Annotated in this window: 18 protein-coding genes and 1 pseudogene; 13 read left to right on the top strand and 6 right to left on the bottom strand. The window is 67.8% G+C overall.

Going from position 1 to position 22471, the window contains the following annotated elements; all coding sequences use genetic code 11:
* Positions 1-200 precede the first annotated feature (200 nt).
* Complete coding sequence (locus tag OV090_RS41730; protein WP_267710461.1) at positions 201-1823, top strand: GAF domain-containing sensor histidine kinase; 1623 nt, start codon at positions 201-203, stop codon at positions 1821-1823.
* A gap of 266 nt (positions 1824-2089) precedes the next feature.
* Here the strand turns inward: OV090_RS41730 and atpB are convergent, their stop codons facing one another.
* Entirely contained in the window at positions 2090-3484 is a 1395-nt protein-coding gene (gene atpB / locus OV090_RS41725) for a F0F1 ATP synthase subunit A (protein WP_267710460.1), read from the bottom strand.
* Positions 3485-3505: 21 nt separating this feature from the next.
* Between atpB and OV090_RS41720 the strand changes: the two genes are divergently transcribed.
* From OV090_RS41720 to OV090_RS41710, 3 genes are all read left to right on the top strand, one after another.
* Positions 3506-4081, top strand: coding sequence for a hypothetical protein (locus OV090_RS41720; protein WP_267710459.1), 576 nt, complete (start codon positions 3506-3508; stop codon positions 4079-4081).
* Positions 4082-4192: 111 nt separating this feature from the next.
* A complete protein-coding gene (locus tag OV090_RS41715; protein WP_267710458.1) occupies positions 4193-4426 on the top strand; it encodes a hypothetical protein in 234 nt (77 codons plus the stop codon).
* Between the two features lie 27 nt (positions 4427-4453).
* Positions 4454-5230 (top strand): hypothetical protein, encoded by a 777-nt coding sequence (locus OV090_RS41710; protein WP_267710457.1) that lies wholly within the window; start codon positions 4454-4456, stop codon positions 5228-5230.
* 155 nt (positions 5231-5385) lie between these two features.
* Here OV090_RS41710 and OV090_RS41705 read toward each other — a convergent pair whose 3' ends face one another.
* Complete coding sequence (locus OV090_RS41705) at positions 5386-6354, bottom strand: hypothetical protein (RefSeq protein ID WP_267710456.1); 969 nt, start codon at positions 6352-6354, stop codon at positions 5386-5388.
* 198 nt (positions 6355-6552) lie between these two features.
* Positions 6553-8262, bottom strand: a complete 1710-nt coding sequence (locus tag OV090_RS41700) for an FG-GAP-like repeat-containing protein (protein WP_267710455.1) — start codon at positions 8260-8262, stop codon at positions 6553-6555.
* Positions 8263-8423: 161 nt separating this feature from the next.
* Between OV090_RS41700 and OV090_RS41695 the strand changes: the two genes are divergently transcribed.
* Complete coding sequence (locus OV090_RS41695; RefSeq protein WP_267710454.1) at positions 8424-11408, top strand: VCBS repeat-containing protein; 2985 nt, start codon at positions 8424-8426, stop codon at positions 11406-11408.
* Positions 11409-11490: 82 nt separating this feature from the next.
* Entirely contained in the window at positions 11491-11814 is a 324-nt protein-coding gene (locus tag OV090_RS41690) for a hypothetical protein (protein ID WP_267710453.1), read from the top strand.
* A 77-nt stretch (positions 11815-11891) separates the two neighbouring features.
* Here OV090_RS41690 and OV090_RS41685 read toward each other — a convergent pair.
* Positions 11892-12107, bottom strand: a pseudogene (locus OV090_RS41685) (IS5/IS1182 family transposase); the annotation flags it as partial.
* Positions 12108-12712: 605 nt separating this feature from the next.
* Here OV090_RS41685 and OV090_RS41680 point away from each other — a divergent pair.
* Positions 12713-12925, top strand: a complete 213-nt coding sequence (locus OV090_RS41680; protein WP_267710452.1) for a hypothetical protein — start codon at positions 12713-12715, stop codon at positions 12923-12925.
* An 82-nt stretch (positions 12926-13007) separates the two neighbouring features.
* Here OV090_RS41680 and OV090_RS41675 read toward each other — a convergent pair whose 3' ends face one another.
* Both OV090_RS41675 and OV090_RS41670 read right to left on the bottom strand, forming a co-directional pair.
* Positions 13008-13307 carry a hypothetical protein gene (locus OV090_RS41675; protein ID WP_267710451.1) on the bottom strand — a complete coding sequence of 100 codons (300 nt, stop codon included), beginning with the start codon at positions 13305-13307 and terminating at the stop codon, positions 13008-13010.
* Between the two features lie 179 nt (positions 13308-13486).
* Positions 13487-14278, bottom strand: coding sequence for a hypothetical protein (locus OV090_RS41670; RefSeq protein WP_267710450.1), 792 nt, complete (start codon positions 14276-14278; stop codon positions 13487-13489).
* 253 nt (positions 14279-14531) lie between these two features.
* On the opposite strand from OV090_RS41670, the gene OV090_RS41665 reads away from it, so the two are divergent.
* The 6 genes from OV090_RS41665 (at position 14532) to OV090_RS41640 (ending at position 22229) form a co-directional block, all read left to right on the top strand.
* The gene (locus OV090_RS41665) at positions 14532-14981 is read left to right on the top strand and encodes a hypothetical protein (RefSeq protein WP_267710449.1); all 450 of its coding nucleotides are present in this window, start codon (positions 14532-14534) and stop codon (positions 14979-14981) included.
* Positions 14982-15193: 212 nt separating this feature from the next.
* Positions 15194-18115 carry a glycosyltransferase family 4 protein gene (locus OV090_RS41660; protein WP_267710448.1) on the top strand — a complete coding sequence of 974 codons (2922 nt, stop codon included), beginning with the start codon at positions 15194-15196 and terminating at the stop codon, positions 18113-18115.
* 115 nt (positions 18116-18230) lie between these two features.
* The gene (locus OV090_RS41655) at positions 18231-18623 is read left to right on the top strand and encodes a hypothetical protein (RefSeq protein WP_267710447.1); all 393 of its coding nucleotides are present in this window, start codon (positions 18231-18233) and stop codon (positions 18621-18623) included.
* Positions 18624-18746: 123 nt separating this feature from the next.
* Positions 18747-19667 (top strand): hypothetical protein, encoded by a 921-nt coding sequence (locus OV090_RS41650; RefSeq protein WP_267710446.1) that lies wholly within the window; start codon positions 18747-18749, stop codon positions 19665-19667.
* A 108-nt stretch (positions 19668-19775) separates the two neighbouring features.
* Positions 19776-20927: a hypothetical protein gene (locus OV090_RS41645; protein WP_267710445.1), complete on the top strand. Its 1152-nt coding sequence runs from the start codon at positions 19776-19778 to the stop codon at positions 20925-20927.
* A gap of 435 nt (positions 20928-21362) precedes the next feature.
* A complete protein-coding gene (locus tag OV090_RS41640; protein WP_267710444.1) occupies positions 21363-22229 on the top strand; it encodes a hypothetical protein in 867 nt (288 codons plus the stop codon).
* The last annotated feature ends 242 nt before the right edge of the window (positions 22230-22471 follow it).

Genomic DNA, 22471 nt, shown 5'->3' with positions numbered 1-22471 from the left:
GCCGCGTCCGACACCGCTCGATGTCGTTGCGCTCGCGCTCGCAACAGGCTGAAGCTGCTGCGCTCGGGCCAAACGCGCTCGAGGTCAAGCGCTCGATCTGGGGGCCGATGTCGACGATCTGTTTACGTCGTTCTCGACCAAGCTCGAGAGTCGTCGACGCGACGTCGACCACGGCACAGATCACGGAGTATAATTATGATGTGGCGTCCTCGACCGGTTTCCTCGACCGTCACGGGGACAAAATCCTCCAGGCGTGGGCCAGCGAGGCCAGCCGCGCGGCGTCAGCCCGCGGGCTCTCCGACGTCGAGCTCAAGAATTTGATGCCGGTCTGTCTGGCGGCGCTGACGGGCGGCGCCGATGAGGAGGTTCTCATGCGTCACATCGAGAGCCACCTGTCGGATCGAATCCGTTGGGGATTCGAAGTCGCGGAGGTAGTGGAGGAGTTCGCCATTCTCGAGCGCTGCATCTTTTCCTGCGCAGCGACGGCCCCGACGGACGAACGGCCGTCCCCCGACGAGCTCGCGCGGATCTTCCTCGCGCTGCAGAACATCATGGTGCGGACGACCGACTCGTTTCAGGTGCACATGCAGCTCGACGAGCAGCGCGAGAAGCGTTACCTCCGACAGCTGCGGACGCTGGCCGACAAAGCGCTCCACACACCCGCGGCGCCGCTCGGAGGGCACCTGAAAGAGATGCTGGCGGTGATCATGGAGGCGATGGCCGCGCAGTGTGCGGCTTTGTTCCTGTACGATCCGCAGAGCGAACTGCTGGTGACGCAGGCCGCGGTCGGGCTCGCCGAGGACGACTTGCAAGAGATCATGACGTCGCTCGACCCTGCGACGGTTACCGGCCTGATGGCCACGAGCGAGGAGCCGGTCGCCATCGACGACGTCGCTGCGACCGAGCTCGTGGTCAGCGACGGGCTGCGACGCAGCGGCATCCACTCGCTGCTCGGCGTCCGCCTCCCGCGGCGCGACCGGATCCGCGGCGTAATGTACGTGGGCACGCGCGTCCAGGGGCCGTTCTCCACCCGTGAGCTCCGGCGCATCGAAGCGCTCGGCGAGGGGATGACCCTGCACCTCGAGAACGGGCAGCTGCACGCGGAACTGCGGCTTCGGATCGAGGAGCTGGAGGCCGAACGTGCGCTGCGGGAGCGCTTCACGGCCATCCTCGCGCACGATCTCCGCGGTCCGCTGGCCAGCGCCAAGATGAGCGCCCACACCCTGGTCCGGCTCGGCGACCGGGCCGCCCGGCCCGATATCGTCGGGCGGATCGAGCGCAACCTCGAGCGCGTCGATCTCATGATCCGCGACCTCCTCGACGTCAGCCGGATGGAGGCCGGCCAGCGCTTGCCGCTGAACATCGACTGGTGCGACCTCCGCGAGGTCGCCGAGGACGTCGTCCAGGACCTCGAGGCCCAGCACGGCCCGCGCTTCGCCATCGAAGCCGACGGGGAGGTTCGCGGCATGTGGAGCCGCGACGAGCTCCGCCGGGCGTTGTGGAACCTCGTCGTCAACGCGCTCAAGTACGGGCGTGGCGACACGCAGATCGCAATCCGGCTCGCGCGTCGCGGCGGTGACGCGCGCGTGTCGGTCCACAACTTCGGTGACCCGATCCCCGCCGAGTACCGCGAGCACATCTTCGACGTGTTCTCGCAGCGGCGCCGGGCGCCGCAGGCAGGAGAAAGCTGGGGGCTCGGGCTGGCGTTCGTCCGCGCCTGCGCCGAGGCCCACGGCGGCGCCGTCGAGGTCGAGAGCGACAAGGAGATGGGGACCACCTTCACCATCACGCTGCCGTTCGACGCGCGGCCGCATCAGAAGTAAGCAGGCGGGGTCCGTTCGGGCGCGAGGACCTGGGCCGGGTGGGGTCGAAGTGACGAGGGGACGCGCGGGGCCAGGGCCGCTGCGGGGCCAGGAGCGCCTGGTGGCCGAGATGCCGCAGGAGGCGCATGGTGACCGGCCGCCGCGCATCCGGGGCCCTGGACCGGCGGCGGCGATCATGACGACCACAAGGAACCAGACCGCCCGAGGTCGGCCGATGTATCCCGCCGTCGCCTGCCGTGGTCGGCGATCGCCGGCCCGAGAAGCTGTCAGTGCTCCTCGCCGTTCTCGGCGGCGAGGCTGATGAAGATGATGGTCAGCAGCGTGAAGACGAGGGTCTGGATGATGGCGACGACGGTGCCGAGCAGCAGGAACGGCAGCGGGACCAGCAGCGGCGCCATCAGGGCGACCACGCCGACCACCTTGTGGTCGGCGACCATGTTGCCGGTGAGGCGCAGCGACAGCGAGACCGGACGGCTTAGGTTGTGGACGAGCTCGACCGGCAGCATCAGCGGGAACAGCCACGGGAAGCCGCCGATCTTCGGCCCGAGGAAATGGGCGAGGTAACCGAAGCCGTTCCGCACCACGCCGACCACGTTGTAGACGAGGAAGACGATCAGCGCGAACACGAGATTGGTCTTCAGCGTATGGGTGGGCGCCAGCAGGCCGGGGATCAGGCCCTGAATGTTGCAGACGAAGACGAACAGCGCCAGCGTGCCGGTGAGCGGGAGGAACCGTCGGGCGTCGTCCTCGCCCATGACGTCGGCCGAGAGGCGATAGACGGCACCGACGAATCCGTCGACCATGGCGGCGAGGCCGAAGCGGCGCGGAGGAACCACGCCGCGCGAGCTGTCCTGCAGGCTCGCGCGGTAGCACAGCGCCGCAATGATGATGAACACGAAGGCGAGGACCGCGCCCGCGACGTGGACCAGCGTGAAGTGGGTGGCGCCGAAGATCAGAAAGGCCTCGTCTCGGGCCAGGTGCTCGGCGGCGCTGGACTCCAGGCGGGCCCAGAACTCGGGCATCAGGAGCGTGTACCAACTGTCGTGCTCGTCCATGTTCAGCCGTCCGGTTGGTGGTGGTCGCGCAACGAGTCGCGCGGCTCTGCAGGCCGCGACGGCGAAGCCGACGCCGGCCGATCGCCGCTGCAAACCCTTCAGGACGGTCGACATGTACCCGCGGACGGCGACGGTCGCAACGACCGCGACCCGCGAGCGCACCCGTGCGACGCGGTCATGGAACTGTAATCGGAGCACGTGGCGGATCGCGGCCTCGAACGACCGAGGGGACCGCGCCGCTGACAGCCAGGCCGAGCGGCCGAGCGCGGAGGCAGAGCGACGCGGCCGCTCGTCGGCGAGGGCGGCGCTCTGCCGGGGATCGCCGTACTTCGCCGCGTCGGAATGTGCATTGCCGGCGAGCGCGCCGCCGCAGCTTTTGCTACGACGCTCACCCGAGCAGCGAGGAGCGACTCGGATGCGCAGGGAGCCCAGGGGGCGGGTTCGGCAGCACCAGCACGACGTGACCTGCGTGACTTCCTCGCCGCCGCGCTCGAAACGCTGTAGACTCGGCCCGTGTTCAGGGTCCGAGTCGTCGCGCCATTCCTGTTCCTCGCCGCTGGATGCTCTTCGACGACACCTCGGATGCCGCCGGCCACGGCGTCGCAAGCGATCGGCCCATGTGAAAAGTTGTCGATCATCCAGGACGGCAAGGATGTCGCCGACGCAGATGGTGTGTTCCGCTTGGCCCGACGGCCTTTCACCGTGCGGTATCGAGGCGCAGAGCATCCTGGCCTGGCGGTGTCTCCCACGACCGAGCTGATCGACGCCTTGCACCGGCGCGCTCGCCGAGAGCTCTGGGGATCTGCGGGCGACTTCATTGCGTTGTCGCCGAATGATCTGCCGCTCACGAAAGAGTTCGAGATCTTCGTCGACGACAAGTCGCGTTCCGAGTTCGCCGAGGTGCTAGGGGGAGAGGAGTACGTCGAGCTCCTGAGGCACCTCGTCGTGGACTATCCTCGGCTCGACACCGCGGCCCACATTCCGAAGGCATCCGGCTTCGAGCCTCTCGAGTCGGGCGATGGTTATGCTCTCGAGGTGAGGACGATTGATCATGAGCCCGTCGGACAGACCCGTTTCAGTCGGTTGTATGTCGCGTACTTCGGCACCATGGATCGCTTGGGTCCGGCCCGAGAATCCGAGTACCGGCATCGAATCTTACTGAGGATGAATTGGGGCGCCTGCGTAGTCGCCTTCGAGGAGTAGCTGGGCTTCGTGAGCGAGACGGACGTCTCGGATCCGACCCGGCCCGTCGCCTCGTGACGCGGGCCCTCCGCGCACCGGCGCGGCGCGACGGTCACTCGCGGCCGTACGGGCGTGGCTCCTCGGCGCACCCCGCCGAGCTGCTGCGACGCCGAGCTCGTGGCGAAGCGAGCGCTCGCCGAGCAGGTCGAGGACATCATGGCGCTCGCACAGTTCGAGGCCGCCGCCGGGCTGGTCAGAGCAGTACGCCGCTCCGGCCAGGACCGGTTCGGGGTCGGGACTCAAGGCGGGACGCGGGCGTTGCACGACTCGAGCCTCGGGCGGCGGTTCGCTTGCCCCACGCTGTGACGGCTCCGCGCGTGTAATATCGACGCCGTGCGTTCGGACGCTGGTCGCGAAAAAGTGAAGGGGCGGCGACGCCGGCCCGGTGCGACGCTGCTCGTCGCGTTGCTGCTGTCGGGCTGCCATCCCTCCCCCGGACGGATCCTCGCCGATGGCGGCTATAGCGAGCTGCGCGCGCCGACGCGCCTCCTGTCCCCCGGGACAGTCGTTGTCATGAGCCGACGAGACCCGCTGGAGGTCGGCATCCTATGCACTGCCAGCGAGGTGCTCGCCGGCGGGGTCGAGCCGCTCGTGTCGCGCCCCGACATCACTCGCCGGCTGCGCCGCGGGCGGAGTTTTCGCGTCGATACGGACGCCGTGCTGCCGGTCCGCGCCGCAACCGCGCTGAGCACGGTCAGGCGCATCGACGTTCGGCCGCTGGACGTCCGCGTGCTCTCCCTGCCCGACGCCGGCGTGCCGCGCCCGATCGTGCCGCGGACTCCCGCGTGTCGGCAGGCGATCGAGGCGGCCCGTGCGGCGGGCGCCGAGGTGGCGATGGTCCGCGCGGTGCTCGTGGCCGACGTCGCGTATTCGGTGAGATTCAAGCCCGGGAATCGGCTCCCCCCGGCCTCGCGGCTGCGCGTCGTGAAGGCGCTGGCGCCCGGGCTCGGCGCCGACGTCGCTACCGCGTCCGAGTCGCGTGTCGAGGGCAGGGCGCTGGTCTGGGGCGCCATCGAGGATACACGCCTGATCGGCCCGGGCGTCGATGAGAGGACCTCGGGGCGGTTCGCCGGACCCGTGCCGATGGACCTGAGGGACGCGCCGCCTTGATCGCAAAGTTCGGCGGCGGGGGGCGAGCATCCGCAGACCGGTAGCCACGAGGGCGGATCGTGTACTACGAGTGCAGCCGCGGGAGACCGGCGACGGGTCGGCGGCCACGGGGCACGAAGTGGAACGGAATGCGCTGAACCGTTCGGGCAGGCCGCTCAGGACCTGCCCCGAAGGCCACGTCGTCGGCGCACCGCGAGCGCGACGACCAGCCACCACCTCGGCCCCCCGCTGAGGGCGCAGCCGTGGGTGACCGGCGGCGGCCCTGCTTCCGCCGACCGCGGCGCCTCGATCGGAGCCGGAGCCGGTGCTTCGCTCACCGGCGAAGTCGCGCAGTCGACTTCGAAGCGCTGCTCCGGCGTCGTAAACGTGCGCCCGTCTGGCGTCTCCAGTCGCACCGCGACCGTATGCACGCCCGGCGCGAGCCCGTCCTCGCGGTCGCACGCCGCGAACAGCGGGTCGTACTCGAGCCACCGCAGCTGTCGGGGCTGCTGCCGGCGCCGCTGTCCGCACGCGCTGCGGGGAGGGCTCTCGCGCGGCTCGCCGTCGACGATCGTCGCGTACAGCAGGTAGTCGCGGTACGGCTCGAGCGTCGGAGGCAGCTCGACGCGCGCCCGCACCACGTCGGCCTCGATCTCGTCGCTGCACGAGACCGCATCTTGCGGGGGCACGTCGACCGTCTCCCTGCGCCGCGGCGACAGCACCAGCCGCGCCTCGGCGAGGGCGAGGGGTCCGGCCTCGACCTTCACCGCCGTCTCGAACCTGTCCGTCCTGCTCCCCCACTTCATCTCGACCACGACGTCGTACCGCTCGCCGGCCCTGAGCCCGCCCTCGGGAGCGATGAACTCGAACCGGCCGCGCTTTACGAGCGAGAACCGCACCGGATTGCGGCTCCTTCCGTAGTGCCGCTCGACCTTCGTCACGTGCGACGGATCGTCCTCCATGTACGACTTCAATGCGTCACCGGACCATGCGATCCCTGGCGCGTCGGCCGGCGTCTCGCCGTTCGTCCCGACAAAGAACTGGCCCCGCGGAGGAGCCCGGCACGAGCATGCTTCGGCCGTCGACGGACGCATCGCCGCGACCGCGACCACGACCACGACCAGCGCCCCTGCGACCTCCCACACCTGGCCAGTATCTCCGGACCGCCCGCGCCCGTCCAGCGCGCGACCCCCCGCCGCCTCGGTGCCCGATCTGCTCTGAGCGCTTCGGCGCTGAGCGTCGACCGCCGGTTCCACTCGGCGTTCAGGTGACTGCGTGTTCTCGGGATTCGCGGATGTGATAGGCGCGCTGTTCCACACGCTGAGCATGGGGTTGTCGGCGTCTCAGCCCGGCGGGTCGCACACCGCGCCGCCTTCGATCTGCGCCTGGGTGCGGAACGTGTTGAGCAATTGCCAGCTCTTCGGTTCGACCGCGGGGATGGTGCCGTCTTCGCGGACGTTGGTGACGTGATAGGTGTGTTGATTCCAGATCCGCCGGGCCTGGATCCACCGGTCCTCGACGTCGCGGATGACCTGGACGGTGGGCGAGGGCGGGCCCTGCAGGCTCTGGTTGGAGACGACGACGATCTCGGCGCTGCCGTCGTTGTCGACGTCGGCGACCACCGGGAACTCGATGTACGTGAGGCTGGTGTGCGGCACCTCGAGCAGCGGGTTGCCGGCGCCGTCGAACACGAACAGGCTGTATTCGTCGGCGTACATCGCCTGGGCCGCGCCGGCGGCGATGAAGTCGAAGGCGGTGCCGCCGGCGGCGCCGCTCTGGTCGAGGACCGCGGCCTGCCACTGGATGGCGGCCGGGTTGGTGTCGTAAATGGCGTACTGCGCGGCGGAGCTGTGCGAGAACTCGGGCAGGTCGTCGCCGTCGAAGTCGTGGATGGCGGCGGGGCGCAGCCAGATGAAGGCGTGCTCGGGCGCGGCGTCGGTGAGGCGCAGGTCGAGGTGGCCCGGTTTGGTGGTACCGTCGTGCTCGAGCACGGTCAGGCCATTGCCGGTGGACAGGAGGATCTCCGGCAGGCCGTCCTCGTCGAGGTCGGCGACGTGGGGCAAGGAGGCGATCGGGACGGCGTCGTTGGTGTAATAGGGGGTGCCGTCGTGGCGGTAGGCGCTATGACCATAGACGACCTCGAGGAAGCCGTCGTCGTCGAGGTCGGCGGCGACCGGGGTGGCGTAGCTCCACGCGCCGTCGAGGACGTTCCACAGCACCTCGCCGGTGGCGCTCAGGACGGAGTCGCTGAAGAGGATCTCGGGGCTGCCGTCGGCGTTCAGGTCGGCGATTGCCACGGCGCCGCGGATCGCGGCGGCGGCGACCGGGGCGGAGGTCCACTTGGGAGTGCCGTCGTGCTCGAAGGCGCGGACGACGTCGCCGTGGGCGAAGACGATGATTTCGGGGACGCCATCATTGTCGATGTCGCCGAGCGCTGGGCTCGAATAGCCGTAGACGGGGTCGGGGATCGAGTAATGGAGGGACCCGGTGGCGCCGTCGAGGACGTAGACGTGGCCGGTGTCGGGCTCGACGCCGTCGCCCGGGCCGGCGACGACGACGATGTCGGGGACGTCGCACAGGTCGATCGCGCCGTCGCCGTTGTCGTCGGTGAGGTTGGCGACCAGCGGCGAGACGCCGCTGAACACGTCCTCGCCGACGCCCGGCCAGCTCCACTGGACCTCGGGGCTGAAGGCGTCGGGCGGGGCCTTGGTGCGGCAATTGCCGGCGTCGCCGTCGGAGGCGACCTTGCACAGGTTGGGCGCGCCGGTGGTGCCGCTGTCGGTGTCGTCGCCGTTGCCGACGTCGAACTGCACGCCGCCGGTGCCGGTGGTGCTGGTGCCCTCGCTGCCGCTCGCGCTGGTCGAGGTGGTGGGCGCGGTAGTGGTGGGATCGAGCGTCGCGCCGGTGGTGGTGGTGGTGCCGGTGGTCGCTCCGGCGCTCGCCGAGGTCTGGCCCTGCGGCCGCCCGTCGTCGCCGCACCCGGCCTGCTGCGCCGCCACGAGGGTCAGCGAGACGATCCACCCATTGCCAAAACCCGCCCGATCGTTGCGCATGCGCGTGCTTCCTCGGGGGGCAGGGTTTCACGCGCGGGGCTCGCCTGGCAAGCGCGACAAGCAGGCGCGATCCCGGGCCGCGCAGACCGTTGCACGCGCGCCATCCTGAGCGCGGCCGCGACGCGCTCGCGTCGGCGAGCGAGCTTCGTTACCCTGCGCCGATGAAGCCCACTCCGAGGATGCTCTTGTGCTGGGGTCTCGCGGCGAGCGCGGCCTGCGGCGATGATGCCCGCGAATCGGCCACGGAAAGCCTCACCTCGAGCTCGCCCACGACCACCGTGACGGACGGCAGCACGGTGCCGACGGAGGCCGGCAGCGACGGCAGCACCGGCACCGCCGGCGACTCGCAGGCGACCTCGACGACGCAGACGAGCGACACCGAGAGCACCGACGGCACCACCGCGGAGCCGGTGTGTCCGGCCGACTGCGCCGACCAGGGCGGCACCTGCATCGGCGGCGAGTGCTGCCCCACCGAGGATCGCACCTGCGGCGACGTCTGCTGCCCGGACGGGGGCTTCTGCTCGTTCAACACCTGCGTCATGCCCGGTGACACCTGCATCGACGCCAGCGAATGCGCCGACGAGGAGTATTGTGAATACTCGCTCGGCGAGCCGGAGATGATGGGCGGCATGTGCCAGGGCGGGGTCACCCCGGCGACCGGCAAGTGCTTGCCGGCGCCGCCGATCTGCCTCGACGGCCAGGACCCCGGCGAGCCGCCGACCTGCCTGACGACGTGCGAGTACAAGCCGCCGCCGGGGGCGTTCACGCCGGTGGTCAAGTACCACTGGGACAAGGGCGACGTCATGATGACGCCGATCGTCGTCCAGCTCGACGACGACAACTGCGACCTGATCGTCGACGAGCGCGACATCCCGGAGATCGTGTTCTCCACGTTCGACAACGGCGACTACAACAACAACGGCACGATCCACGTCATCTCGATCGTCGGCGGCCAGCTCGTCGAGAAGTGGACCTACTTCGACGCGGTCGACCCGATCGCGCCGGGCCGCGAGCTCGCGGGCGGAGACATCGACGGGGTGCCCGGCAACGAGGTCGTCGCCACCACCACGACCGGCAAGGCCGTCGCGTTCCGCGGCGACGGCACTATCCTGTGGACCTCGCCGGTGCAGGGCTCCGGGGTGTTCGTGTCGATCACCGACCTCGACCAGGACGGCGCCCCCGAGGTGCTGACCCCCAGCGCGGTCCTCGACGGCAAGACGGGCGCGATCGAGACCGCGCTCGGCGGTCACATCAACACCGCGGCGGATCTCGACGGCGACGGCCAGCTCGACATCGTCCACGCAACGGGCGCCTACAACGCGGCCGGCGGGGTGATGGCCGCGACCGGCCTCGAGGGGTCGTGGAGCGCGGTCGCGGACCTCGACCTCGACGGCAAGGCCGAGGTCGCCACGATCGCCAACGGCGGCAACCTGCTGCCGCACAACCTGATCATCTGGCGCCACGATCCGATGGCCGCCAACGGGGTCCAGATCCTCCGCGCCGGCATCGACATCAACGGCCCGCTGTCGCCGGATCTGTGCCCCCCGGGCTCCGCCGGCAACATCCAGGGCGGCGGCCCGCAGACGATCGCCGACTTCAACGGCGACGGCACGCCCGACGTCGCGGTCGCGGGCGGGGTCGGCTACGCCGTGTTCGACGGCAAGAAGCTGATGGACCCGAACGTGGCCGACGCGGACACGTTCCTGTGGATCAAGCAGACCCAGGACTGTTCGTCGGCGGCCACTGGCTCGTCGGTGTTCGACTTCGACGGCGACGGCTCGGCCGAGGTCATCTACTCCGACGAGACGACGCTGCGCGTGTACAAGGGCAGCGACGGGACGGTGCTGTGGAGCACCTGCAACACGACGGGCACTCTGGTCGAGTACCCGCTGGTGGCCGACGTCGACGGCGACGGGCACGCGGACATCGTCGCAGTCTCCAATGATTATTCAGGGATCACCTGCGACGGCACCAAGCAGACCGGGGTGCGGATCTTCGGCGACAGCCTCGGCACCTGGGTGCGGACCCGTCGCGTGTGGAATCAACACACGTATCATGTGACGAATACGGAGGAGAGCGGGGTGACGCCGCAGGTCGAGGTCGCCAACTGGACGGTGCCCCGGCTCAACAACTTCCGCCAGAACGTGCAGCCCGAGGGCGAGTTCGCGGCGCCCGACCTGATCGTCGATCTGCGCCTGCAGTGCGCGCCGGAGGCGTACGGGCTGACGGCCCGCGTGCGCAACATCGGCGCGGCTTCCGTGCCGGTCGGGGTGCCGGTGTACTTCTACGAGGGCGACCCGGACAACGGCGGGGTGGCGCTCGGGATGGGGGTGACGACCAAGGTGCTGTACCCCGCCGAGGCCGAGGAGGTGGTGCTCGAGCTGCCGAATCCGCCGCCCGGGGTGGTCGACGGCAGCTCGGTGGTGTGGGGTGGTGGTCGACGACGCGATGCCGATGCACGCGTGGCACGAATGCCGGGTCGACAACAACCGCGCCTCGGGTACGGGCAAGTGCCCGCGCCCGCCGGGCTGAACCGGCGCGTCCGCCGAGCCCGCTGCGACTGCACCGACAAGGACGACTACCCCTCGGTCGACGCCGGCGCCAAGGCCGTGCGCGAGCACTGCCTCGGGCGCAAGGCCAACCAGTCCGGCAAGTCGGCCACGGCGATGCCCGAGAGCATCGCCCTGCAGTTCTTCGGCAACGAGAGCCGCATGACGTTCACGAGCGCGCTCGGGAACTTCGTCACCTACGGCGACCGCAACGCTCGCATCGGCGAGCGTTGTGGTTTCGGGAGGGCGGGATCATCCGCGCGAGGAAACGCCGGGACCGGCGAGCGGATGATCCGCAGTCTGCGCCTCCGACCGCTCCCCCACACATCTGGTCTCGGCGACCAGGTCGAGGCGAGCCACGGCGACCAGACGAGCCTCGGCGACCAGGTTGAGGCGATCGAGGTGAGCCTCAGCGACCAGGTCGCGGTGAGCCTCGGCGACCAGGACGAGGCGATCGAGGCGAGCCTCGGCGACCAGGTCGAGGGGGGGTCTCGCCGCCGAACGTCAGCTCTGCAAGGCCGCACTCGGGTGTTGATGAGTCTGGCATGGGATACACACACCATCAAAATCCGTGGTCGCTCGCTGGACGGTCCCTAGGGGCCCCCGCATTATTGGAAGCGCCGGGGCCGACGCCAATGGGCCGACGGCGCCGCGACTCAACGACAAAGAGAAGACGAGCATGCTGAATCTCATCACCATCGCAGACTACCTCCAGACTCTTCTCGTCGGCGCCATGGCCGTCATCGCGCCCGACGTCGCGGCCCCCGAGCCCGAGGACGAGGTCTTCTTCGCTTGCGACACGCCCATGGAAACCGATTCGGTTGACGGTTCGTTGGCCGCGCCGGTAGAACCGAGCCTCGACGATAACTGTTTTCACCCGAGCAGCTGCGACGCCTTTTGGGCGGGAAAGTGTGGAGACTACTGCGGGGACCGCGGCTTTTCTCACATGACGGGCGATGGCTGTGATTGGCCCACAAAGAAGTGCTGCTGCATCAATCCCTAAGCAACGGCCCGCTCCTCCACTCGGTGATTCATTACTCTACTCGGTGACCTGCTCCTCTACTCGGTGACCCTGTCGCGATCAGAAACCCCATGATAAGCTTGCAGGAGCACGGCCATCGCAAGCAGCGCCGGCGGCACCGGCACCTTGCCTTCGCCTCTGTCTCGATACATGGTTTCGAGTTGGTCCTGAAAAGCGTCGTCGAAGATCTCGTGGCGGTGATGGTAGAGGAAGGCGAACATCTTCCGGTGGTTGCCCAACCGGGCCAGGAGCATCTGGGTGCGGCGGGTCGGCATATTGCTCGGATTCCAGCGAGGGACGCCCTGCTGCGCCGGGCCGGGCTCGCCTCGACGTTGTCGTCGCCATCGTAGGCGGCGTGACGAAGGCGAGCGCGAGGGGGAGCAGCACGCGGAGAGCGGTGGACATCTGGGGCCTCCCGGGCATTGGTTCAGAATCGCGCACGGAAAGCAACTCCGCCGGGAACGGGGAGGAGGGGCCGTCTGCGACGGAGCCCGGGCGAGCCGCCTGCCGCCGACGCCCAGCAACACGGCGCCGACCACCATCATCGTGCCGCTGGCGAGCGCGAGCGCGAGGGTCTGCGTCCCATGGCGCTGGTAGTCCTGCCTGAGCATGGCGTCCCGGGCGAACTGCAGGTCGGTTGCATAGCCATCGACCATGTCGTGAAGCGCACGCGCTTCGCGGCGGGTCTCGAGCAGACCGGCACCCGTGTAGGTGGCCACACCGGCGAGCGAGAGACTGCACGCGAGCGCCACGCCGCCGGCGATCATCAGGCCCCGACCGGGGCGAGGGGCAGTCGTGGTCGAGAGGAGCGGACGGGGTCGCAACAAGACCAACAGCAGCCCATCATCCGGCGCATAAAAGACAGGTCCAGCTCGCCACGGTGCTTGAGGGGTTCGGGGAATCGGTGGTGGCCACCCCGCGCCCACTCGGCCAGCCCGCCACGCTCACCGACTGCGAATGGACCGACCGCTACTCCGAAGAGGACGGGGCGCTGTCGTATCCGGAGGGCGCGAACCGCTTCATCACCGGGGTCCGCTGCCACGGGAGCTATTGCGACGACATGAGCTTCTACGTGTGCAGCCGCGACGTGTAGGCGGCCAGGCACAATGCGTCCTCGCTGCCGCCCTGGCGGGGGCGCTGCTCCTGCCGCGGCTATGGCCGCGCTCGCGGCGCGCCTAGAGGACCACCCCCAGCACCTGCATCGCGCCGACCAGGGCGATGACGGTCGCTGCGGCGATCTGCGGCTTCTGACTCACGCGCAGGTACAGCAGCGCGCCGCAGCCGGCGAGCGCGCCGCCGAGGATCAGGCCCAAGGGGACGCCCGCGAGGCTCAGCTGGACGAGCCGGAGCGCCAGCAGGGCCTCCAGGACGCTCGCACCCAGGGCGATCGCCGGCACCAGGCGCTTGCCGGCGCGCAGGAACAGGAGCAGCGACGCGGCCACCACCACGAAGACGAGCGCTGTCTGGACGGTCATCGCTCGACTCTACCCACGTCCCGCCGCGCTGTCGTGGGGGGGCCGGCCCGCGTCCCTTGTGGTGCTCGCCGCCGTGCCGGCGGGGCTCGGGTCCCCGCTCCAGGGGCTTGACAGGCGCAATAGGTTCGGTGTCGAGCGACCGCGATCATCGAGCGCTGGGGTCGCAAGTCGAGGCTCGCCTACGGCGGAGGTGCCACCGCGCCGCCGAACCCGCCGAGGCCGTTGCCCTGCACCAGCGCTGCGTCGAAGAAGACGTGCTCTTCGGCGTCGGACATCCGGCGATCGATCCGCCAGTTGCTCGGCGGGACCAGCAGGCGGATGCCGCCGAGCAGCGTGTATTCTTCACGACAATTGCTGCAAGCCGGGACGGAGCGCACGGTGGTGCCCGGGGCAACGTCGGTCATTTCGTCAGCGCTCTTCCACAGCTGCAAGGTGGTCGGACGAACGAGGGCGTCACCGAGTAGACAGACTGGACCGGTGGGCTCGCCGAGGCCGAGCGTTTGCTTCGTGTGCGACCACAGCGTCGTGAGAGGGATGTGCTCGGGGCCCTGCATCATCGTGGGGCAGAATGGCGGGGGCACCGAGTGCACCTCGTCGGCACCCTGAATCGTGTAGGTGCCTGGCCCTGAACCCGGGACGATGGTGAGCCGCGCGTTCGTACGCGCAATCAGATCGTGGCCGTCGTGCTCGGCGCCGATCCAGATGCGAAGCGCGCTGCAGCGCGCTTCGGTCTCGAACTCCCAGCTCTCCTGGCTCGCCACGTCCCCGAGCCGCGTCGCGCGGACGTACCGCTCGGGTGCGGAGCCGCCGTCCGCGGGGGAAAACAGGGTTGCGATCACGGCGGGCGCTTCGTCGGCACCGATGGCACTGCAGAACAAGGGCCGCTCGGAGACGCGCACGCTGACCGCGAGCGGGTCGCCGGTGCCGTTGACGAGGGTCAGCCGGGAGGGCGGCGGCTCCGGGACCCTCAAGTCGACGCATTGGTCGCCGCCGTCAGTACGCGTGCCGCGCGGGCACGGGAGGGGGCAGCCGGCGAGCCACGTGATGCCGGCAAGGACGAGAAGGCCTCTCATGGTCCCCGACAACGAACGTCCTCGCTCGAACTTACACGCAGCGCGACCGGCCCGTCGCTGCCCTTGTTCACGCTCGACGGCGACGGCTGGGGTCGAAGATCCAGGACGGCACGAACACACGTATCATGTGACGAATACTGAGGAGAGCGGAGTGATTTCGACGGTCGAGGTCGCCAACTGGACGGTGCCCCGGCTCAACAACTTCCGCCAGAACGTGCAGCCCGAGGGCGAGTTCGCGGCGCCCGACCTGATCGTCGATCTGCGCCTGCAGTGCGCGCCGGAGGCGTACGGGCTGACGGCCCGCGTGCGCAACATCGGCGCGGTTTCGGTGCCGGTCGGCGTGCCGGTGTACTTCTACGAGGGCGACCCGGACAACGGCGGGGTGGCGCTCGGGATGGGGGTGACGACCAAGGTGCTGTACCCCGCCGAGGCCGAGGAGGTGGTGCTCGAGCTGCCGAACCCGCCGCCCGGGGTGGTCGACGGCAGCTCGGTGGTGTGGGTGGTGGTCGACGACGCGATGCCGATGCACGCGTGGCACGAATGCCGGGTCGACAACAACCGCGCCTCCGGCACCGGCAAGTGCCCGCGCCCGCGGGGCTGAGCTGGGCCCCGGTCGCCTAGCGAGGCTTCAGGCTGGTCCGGGCGCGTGGGGGGTTACCGTTGATCACTCCCCGACGTTGGCGTCGCCAACGTCCTGGACCATGTCGAACCGCCTTTTCTTGGTCATTTCCGGGTTTTGCCCCTGAGCTCGGCAAGGCAGTGCCATGAACCATGACCGTGTCGTGGCCAGGAGGGCGTGCTAGCATCCTCCACATGTCTGTGAACGAGACTGTCGGCCCACCTCGTGGATCCACCGCTGCCAAGCGGCTTCGCATTATTAGTGTCGGAACCGGCTGGGGTTCGGAGAAGGGCGGGCTCTCGACGTTCAACCGGTATCTCGTCCTAGGGCTACGACGACTCAACCACGAAGTAACATGCATTGTCGAAAAGTATAATGAAACAGAGTTCAAAGATGCAGCAGCTCACGGCGTCAGCCTAAAAACCCTCGATGAGGTGGCTTCACCCCAGGAGTATCCGTCCGACGTCATAATCGGGCATGGGCGAATCACGGGCAAGATTGCTGAGGATCTCGCAAGCGCACACAAGTGTCGGCGCATTCATTTTGTCCATACGCGTCCAGAGTTAATTGCGCATATTCGCAGCGAGTTCCCCAAGTCCATGGATAAGGGAGATGAGCATAGGAAGGTCGAGCTGGAACACTGTGATTCTGCGGATCTGGTGGCAGCCGTGGGTCCGCTACTTCAACGACACATGGCAACGCTTGCGCGGTGCCATGTGCATAATTTTATGCCAGGGCTTCCAACCGAGTTTCATCCTTGGAACCCGGCTAGGACTCCGCCGCCGGAGCGTCATTGCTTAATGCTTGGCAGAGGTTCGGATGCTTCAATCAAGGGATTTGACATCGGAGCCGCGGCTGTTTCCAGGACTAAATTGCCGTCTGAAATGGGGGAACCGATAGCAGTCATCCGCGGTGCTCAATCATCCGATCGCGCAGCTGTAAAATTGATCGAATCTGCAATGCTTCCGGGGGCGCGAACGTCACGATTTATACTTCGCCCTTTCTCTGCCGACGAGAATGCAGTCGCACATGACATCCGAAGCGCTGCCGTTGTGCTGATGCCATCTCGTGAGGAAGGATTCGGGCTGGTCGGGCTTGAGGCTATTGCTGCCGGAATTCCAATTCTAGTCAGTTCTCGCAGTGGCTTGGCAGCCTATCTCAGGCAGATTAACGCGCATGTGGAAACCGTTGTTCAGGTTGTCGATGAAATGGAGAAGGATGTGGATGTTTGGACCCAAGCGCTCACCCACGTGCTTACGAACCTCGATGACGCCTTTGAAAAAGCCGAGAATCTGCGCCTGCTACTCGAGGAGCAACTTTCTTGGACTGCCTCTGGGAGCGAACTCCTTGCAGCGCTCGAGATTCAAAATCAAACTAGGGGTGCGCCTCCTGTTTCCGCCTCAGGCTACATGCAGGCCGCGTTCTACCTGAGTCGTCCGTTGGATGTCGCGGCAATTAATCGCTCTGCCGAAATGATCCGCAAATTGTCGGAGAATGGGCCCGGCAAACAACTGTGGAATAATGCCGAAGGAGTGAGCGATAGAGTTGCGGGAAGTCTGATTGAGCAGTCTGTTAACGCATATCGAAGCGATGCCGATGCCGCATCTCAACTCGAAGCTGCCCTGTCTGTACTGAGGCTTAAGTATGGTCAAATGGGTTTCGTGCCCGCTAAATACAGGGTGGAGATTCGAGAGTGGAAATGTGCTGCATCTAAACAGTTGCACGATTCAGCCACGCTAGAGCGACTTCGGCGATATCTTGATGTCGCCGGTATGGTGGCACAGGATATCGCTGATATTCCTCGGGATGTTTTAGCTTATGGGAAACGGCACGGATTGAGCATGCACAGCGCCGTTGATGGTGGGGAAGCGATTATTTTCGCTGGCTTCGGATGCCCTGGAGTAGACAGACCGATAAGTCATTACGCTTTGGAGAATCTTGAGAGAATTTTCGAGGCGGGTGCAAATCTGGTCGCCTTGGATCCGTGCTCGCTGAGCCAAGGATATTTGGCCACTGGGAGAGCGGCTTCGACAGACGTCACTCATGTGACTTCTGCTGTCGCTCTGGCTCGAAAGGAAAGCCTAAATCGTTCGGCAATCTCCATCATGGTTCAGAAGAAAAATGGTGAAGTTTTCATCGAGGGCGGAAAATTTGTAGCTAGGGCTACGGTCGCAGACAGCATGTGTTTTGTGGGAGGAAAACTCGGGGCCTCAAGCCAAGAATTTCTCTACCGATGGGGAGGTGTGGGCCCAACGCCGGAGTTGGAATGGAGGGTAAGTCCGGGGAAGCGCATCGCCCGCTGGTGCGCCGTTTCCGAGAGCGGGTCATGGCAAGTATTTATCGAGTCTAGCGACGGAAGCGGGTACGCCTATCACGAGCGCAACCTCGTCAATACCTGGGTAGTGCCGAGTTCAAAATTGGCTTGGCCAGATTCGGCTGCAATGTGGAGCGATCAAGCAGGAAAACTCCTGCGCGCGTATTTAGTCGAGCCGGATGTGCTTATGTTATTTCGAGGCCCAGATGGTTGCCAGGCCTGCTCTTCCATCGACATCATTAAATCTGTGGCTACCCCGTTTTTCGATATCATTCGCCCCGAGAACTATATTATGGGTTTGCGCAATCCCTACCGGGTCCAGCCGGGCCACTTCGGCGGGAGGATGTGCTTGGCGATTTTTTGCATTCTCGATCCTGGGGCAAATGTGGTTTTCTTTTTGGATGCCTGCGATTTCAAGGTCCTTCGCCCTCCTCTCATCTGTCGCCATTATTTTGAAGAGGTACGGCTCGTGGACGCTGGGGGCCGCTCGTTCTTCATGGCTACGCTGATGTCGCACTCGGGATATGCATTTGCGGTGTGGGATGTGACGGACGGTTCAGGGGGTGAAGAGGACCCCCTTTCGATTTGTTGTCTTTCTAAGTCTGGGGGCGTTCTAGACTGTTCACAAGAGGAAGGCGGGTTCAGCGCATGGTTTACAGCTAGAGCGCTGCCCCTCGGGAGCTCTCCTCCAGAGCTCTGGCGTTGGCGATGGCCGCATAACGTATGCGAAAGGATACTGGTGCTCTCTGAGCCATATGTTTTCGCACTCGCAGCGTCATCTCCCCTTCCAAAGCGGCCTTAACCGACCTTCGCATCTGGCACGCGAGAGCGAAGGGACGCGGGCAGACGATGCGGCTGGCGAGAGCAGCTCGATCGCATGCCACGATCGTCGCCGACCTCTCACCGGCCTGGGATCGGTGGGCGGTGCGACGTCGCCGCCGGGCGCGGCGCCCGACCTGATCGTCGATCTGCGCCTGCAGTGCGCGCCGGAGGCGTACGGGCTGACGGCCCGCGTGCGCAACATCGGCGCGGCTTCCGTGCCGGTCGGGGTGCCGGTGTACTTCTACGAGGGCGACCCGGACAACGGCGGGGTGGCGCTCGGGATGGGGGTGACGACCAAGGTGCTGTACCCCGCCGAGGCCGAGGAGGTGGTGCTCGAGCTGCCGAACCCGCCGCCCGGGGTGGTCGACGGCAGCTCGGTGGTGTGGGTGGTGGTCGACGACGCGATGCCGATGCACGCGTGGCACGAGTGCCGGGTCGACAACAACCGCGCTTCGGGTACTGGCAAGTGCCCGCGCCCGCCGGGCTGAGCCGGGGCCGCGACCGACATGCGTCGCGCCGCTCGCCGGAGTCCGACTTGCCTCGCTGGCCCCTCGGCCGCGCGGGTCCCGCGGGCTTGTTCTTCACGCGCCTTCGTTGGTAATCAGGCCGTGATGATCCCACGCTCCGATGTTCGGCGCCGCGACATGTGCGGCTGGACGCTCGCCCTCTCCTTGCTCGCGTGCGGGTCCAACACCGACCCGCTCGATTCGGTCGGAGCGACCCTGAGCATGAGCGGGCCGCAAAGCGATCCGTCGGCTGCCACCACGGCCCCGGACACTGCCACCACCACGGCCACCGACACGGCCGCCGACACGGCCACCGACACGGCCGCCGAACCGACGAGCACTGGCGGCGCCGAGCCGACCCGCGAGGTGTGCGACGCCTACCTCGATTGCCTCGCCGTCACCGCGCCCGAGCAGCTGCCGCAGGCGCAGGAGGGCTTCGGCCCGACGGGCACGTGCTGGCAAGGCACACCTGAATCGATGCAGCAGTGCATCGACGCCTGCGCGGCCGGGCTCGGCCAGCAGCACGAGCTCTTCCCCGACGAGCCCAAGTGCTTCGAATGCGAGGAGACGGCCGATTGCCCCGCCGGCGAGCGCTGCACGGACCGCGGCTGCGTGGTGCCGATGTGCGGCGATGGTATCGTCGATGACGGCGAGGTGTGCGACTTTCCCGAGGGCGGGTGTCAGCCGGGCTGCGACGGCCCGCTCTGCAACCCCTTCAACCACGCGCCCTGCCCGGAGGGCACCGCGTGCGGCTTCATCTGGTTCGAGGGCGACCTGAACGCCTCGTGCGTCGATCCGGAGCCGCTCCCCGTGGGCACGCCGTGCGGCTCCACGCCCGAGGATCTGTGCGGCGCCGGCCAGATCTGCGTGTCGGCCCCGTTCGCGCCGGACTGCGCCGACACGTTCTGCTGCGCCCCCCTCTGCAACCTCCAGGACGGCGCCGTGTGCCCGGACGGTGGCGAATGCTTCGACTTCCTCGCCCAGACCATCTTCGGCAATCAGGTCGGTATCTGCGTGCCGCCTTGAAGCCAACGATGTAGGCCTTCGCATGGGCCGGTGTCTTGTTCCAGAGCGGGTAGTCGCGCGCGGGCGGTCTGGTTGACGCGGCGGGGAGAGCGTGGCTGACTGGGCCGCATGTCGATCCCGAGATCTCGCGCGTTCGGGTGGATCGTCGCGCTGAGCGGTGCGATGGGTTGTACGGTTCGCGAGGGAACCGGTGGGCGAGCGAGTGATGGGGGTGCGGAGGTCGTGGCTGGGCCGGCCGGGGAGGTCGCGTCGGTGGCGGCGGATCGGGCCGCGGGGACGGTGGGGGCGGCGAAGGATGGCGCCGCGGAAGTGATGGGTGGAAAGGATGTCGGGACGGAGGAGGTTGTCGCGGGCAAGAATGTCGGACCCGGGAGGGAGGTTGTTGTGAGTAAGGATGTCGGGTCGGAGGTCCGCGAGGCGGCGGGGAAGGATGGCGCGACGACCGGTGGGTCGGCGGTGGAGCTCGAGGCGCTGAGCCGGGTGCTCGCAGGGGAAGACGCGGAGGTGGTCGAGGTGGTCGATCGACGGGCGGTCGGGCGCGAGGAGCTGGTGTTGCTGCGCTGGTACGGGGCGCGGGCATGGCAGGCGCAGGAGCGGCGAGCGGGGCGGCTCGAGGCGGCGCTGGCGGGGTTGGAGGCGCGGCTGGACGCGTGCGACGCGGAGCCGGGGGAGCTCAGCGTGTGCCTCGCGGGGGCGATCGCCGATCCGTATGTGATGTGGTCGGCGGCGGGGCGCGAGGTGTTCGCGTGGGAGGTCGCCCGCGTGCGCGACGGCGCGGTGCTGGGGCGGAGGCGGCTGTTCGACGGGTCGATGCGGGTCGACGATGTGCCCCACAAGTTCAAGGTGTACGACGTCGACGGTGACGGGCGCTCGGAGCTGACGGTGATCGTGCCGGTCGAGCGGCCGCAGCACGACCAGGCGATGGAACACGAGGGCGGCGAGGTCGGGTTCATCCTCGAGGCGGCCGATCTGCACGTGCAGTTCTCGGCGACGCGTCGGCACGTGATGCGCGCGGAGGATGTCGGGGGCAGCGAGTCGATGGCGGAGACGGTGTGGCTGGCCCGCGATGTCGACGGCGACGGGCACGCGGACCTGCAGCTGCGCGAGACCAGCCGGCTCACGGACATCGCGGCGGACGATCAGCCGCCGGCCGCGCCGCGATCGAGCGCGCGCACGACGGTATGTACATACGAGCCGGTGGCGGATGTGTGGCGCTGCCCGGAGGCGCTCGGGCAGCAACTGCTGGGGGCGTCGGGGTGACGTAGCGCTGCTCGCGGCCTCTCGACCTCGACGACACCGAGCTCCGCGCGCACGCCGATGTACCGCTTTCCGGCGGCGCACGCAGCGGCGCCGACGTGGCCTTCACGCTCGCCCGGCGTGTCATGCTCGCGCCGTGATGAAACGCGCGCGCAGCGCACCGCCGCCGCAGCGCATGCTCGACGAGCTGACCGCGCAGGTGGGTACTGCCGACCAACGGTCCTGTCAGCCGCCCCGCGGCTGCCCCATGGGGCCCCATGGGGCAGCCGGCGCGACGCCAGGCGGTGCGAGCGGTACACGTCGCAATTCTCCACGAAAATTCGCGGGTACATCGATTGCTTGATGCGCCGTCGACCGCGCGGGCGAGCTGCGCGCGCGACCTCGACAACTTCGAGAATGGACGGACGAATGCTGACGAAGACGATGATCTCGCGAACCATGCATCTCATGGCCCTCGCCCTGGCGCTGCCTGCGTGTACGCCCGAAGCCTCACCCGCGCTCAGCCTCGTGGTGTTCGGCGACGACTTGCCGGAGTCCGAGGCGGTGGTGGGCTCGGTGATCGAGACGCTCGAGGGGGACGACGGCGCGTCGCTCACCTTCATCGACCTCGGCGACGGCGACGTCGCCGTGATGGAGGGCCGGCCCGCCGGTCGCCCGTCCGCGCTGGCGAAGGCCAGGGCCGAAGATGCGACCCCGCTCGAGCTCTACGTGGCTGCCCGCGGCCACGACCCGGCCGCGCTGACGCGCCTTCAGCTCCATCACGAGCAGGTCGCCGAGCTGTCGCCGCGGCCGCTCAAGATCGGCCCGACCGAGTCGCTGGCCCCGCCGAATCTCAACGAGGAGGGCTATCACGACCTCTCCGGCTATTGCAACGTCCTGAGCTGGGACTCGCAGTGGTCGGGCGACCTGGGCCCGCTCAGCGCCCACGACGCCACCGATTTCTACACGCAGGAGGACCTGCCCGCGGCGCTGTACTTCGCCCCCGGCTCGACCAACAACTCGCAGACGTGGATCGGCGCCTGCGTGGCCCATCAGGGCAGCGGCGCCTACGACGACAAGACCCTGACGATCCAGAAGCTCGTCAGCGGGACGTGGTCGAACGTCGCCGGCGAGGCGTGGCTCCTCGACGCCAGCACGTACAACAATGTCTATACTTTCTACGCCTCCAGCCTCGCGGGCGCGCGCTACCGCGGCCGGCTCTCGGTGGAGTGGGGCGGTTGCGAGACCACCGGCTGCTCGTACATCGAGCCCTCGTTCGGCTGGGGCCTCGCGTGGACCCCGGTCCCGCCGATCGGTGGCGGCTGATCGCAGGAGCGGCGCCCGCGTCGTCCGACGCGAGCGCGCCGGGACGGCGCGTGCCCTCGGCCACTCGACCCTTCGAAACGCGTTTGTCGACGGATTCGTCGCCCGGGTGAAGGCTGCCGGTGCTGGCGGTATGCCGATCGGGCTGTTGTCATTTGCGGCCTCTGTCGCGGGCGCTACCTGGGCGCTACGGCAGGACGTTCCGGGAGGCGGCCTCGCCACTCGTCGATCGGGTACTCGACCCC

The organism is Nannocystis sp. RBIL2 (genome assembly GCF_026626745.1).
Lineage (GTDB): Bacteria > Myxococcota_A > Polyangia > Nannocystales > Nannocystaceae > Nannocystis.
This window is presented reverse-complemented; position numbering and strand designations above follow the sequence as displayed.

Bases quoted from the DNA above. Each gene is read 5' to 3' on its own strand.
- OV090_RS41700 (WP_267710455.1), bottom strand. From the start codon at position 8,262: ATGCGCAACGATCGGGCGGGTTTTGGCAATGGGTGGATCGTCTCGCTG.
- OV090_RS41695 (WP_267710454.1), top strand. From the start codon at position 8,424: ATGAAGCCCACTCCGAGGATGCTCTTGTGCTGGGGTCTCGCGGCGAGC.
- OV090_RS41660 (WP_267710448.1), top strand. From the start codon at position 15,194: ATGTCTGTGAACGAGACTGTCGGCCCACCTCGTGGATCCACCGCTGCC.
- OV090_RS41645 (WP_267710445.1), top strand. From the start codon at position 19,776: ATGTCGATCCCGAGATCTCGCGCGTTCGGGTGGATCGTCGCGCTGAGC.
- OV090_RS41650 (WP_267710446.1), top strand. From the start codon at position 18,747: ATGATCCCACGCTCCGATGTTCGGCGCCGCGACATGTGCGGCTGGACG.
- OV090_RS41690 (WP_267710453.1), top strand. From the start codon at position 11,491: ATGCTGAATCTCATCACCATCGCAGACTACCTCCAGACTCTTCTCGTC.
- OV090_RS41675 (WP_267710451.1), bottom strand. From the start codon at position 13,307: ATGACCGTCCAGACAGCGCTCGTCTTCGTGGTGGTGGCCGCGTCGCTG.
- OV090_RS41640 (WP_267710444.1), top strand. From the start codon at position 21,363: ATGCATCTCATGGCCCTCGCCCTGGCGCTGCCTGCGTGTACGCCCGAA.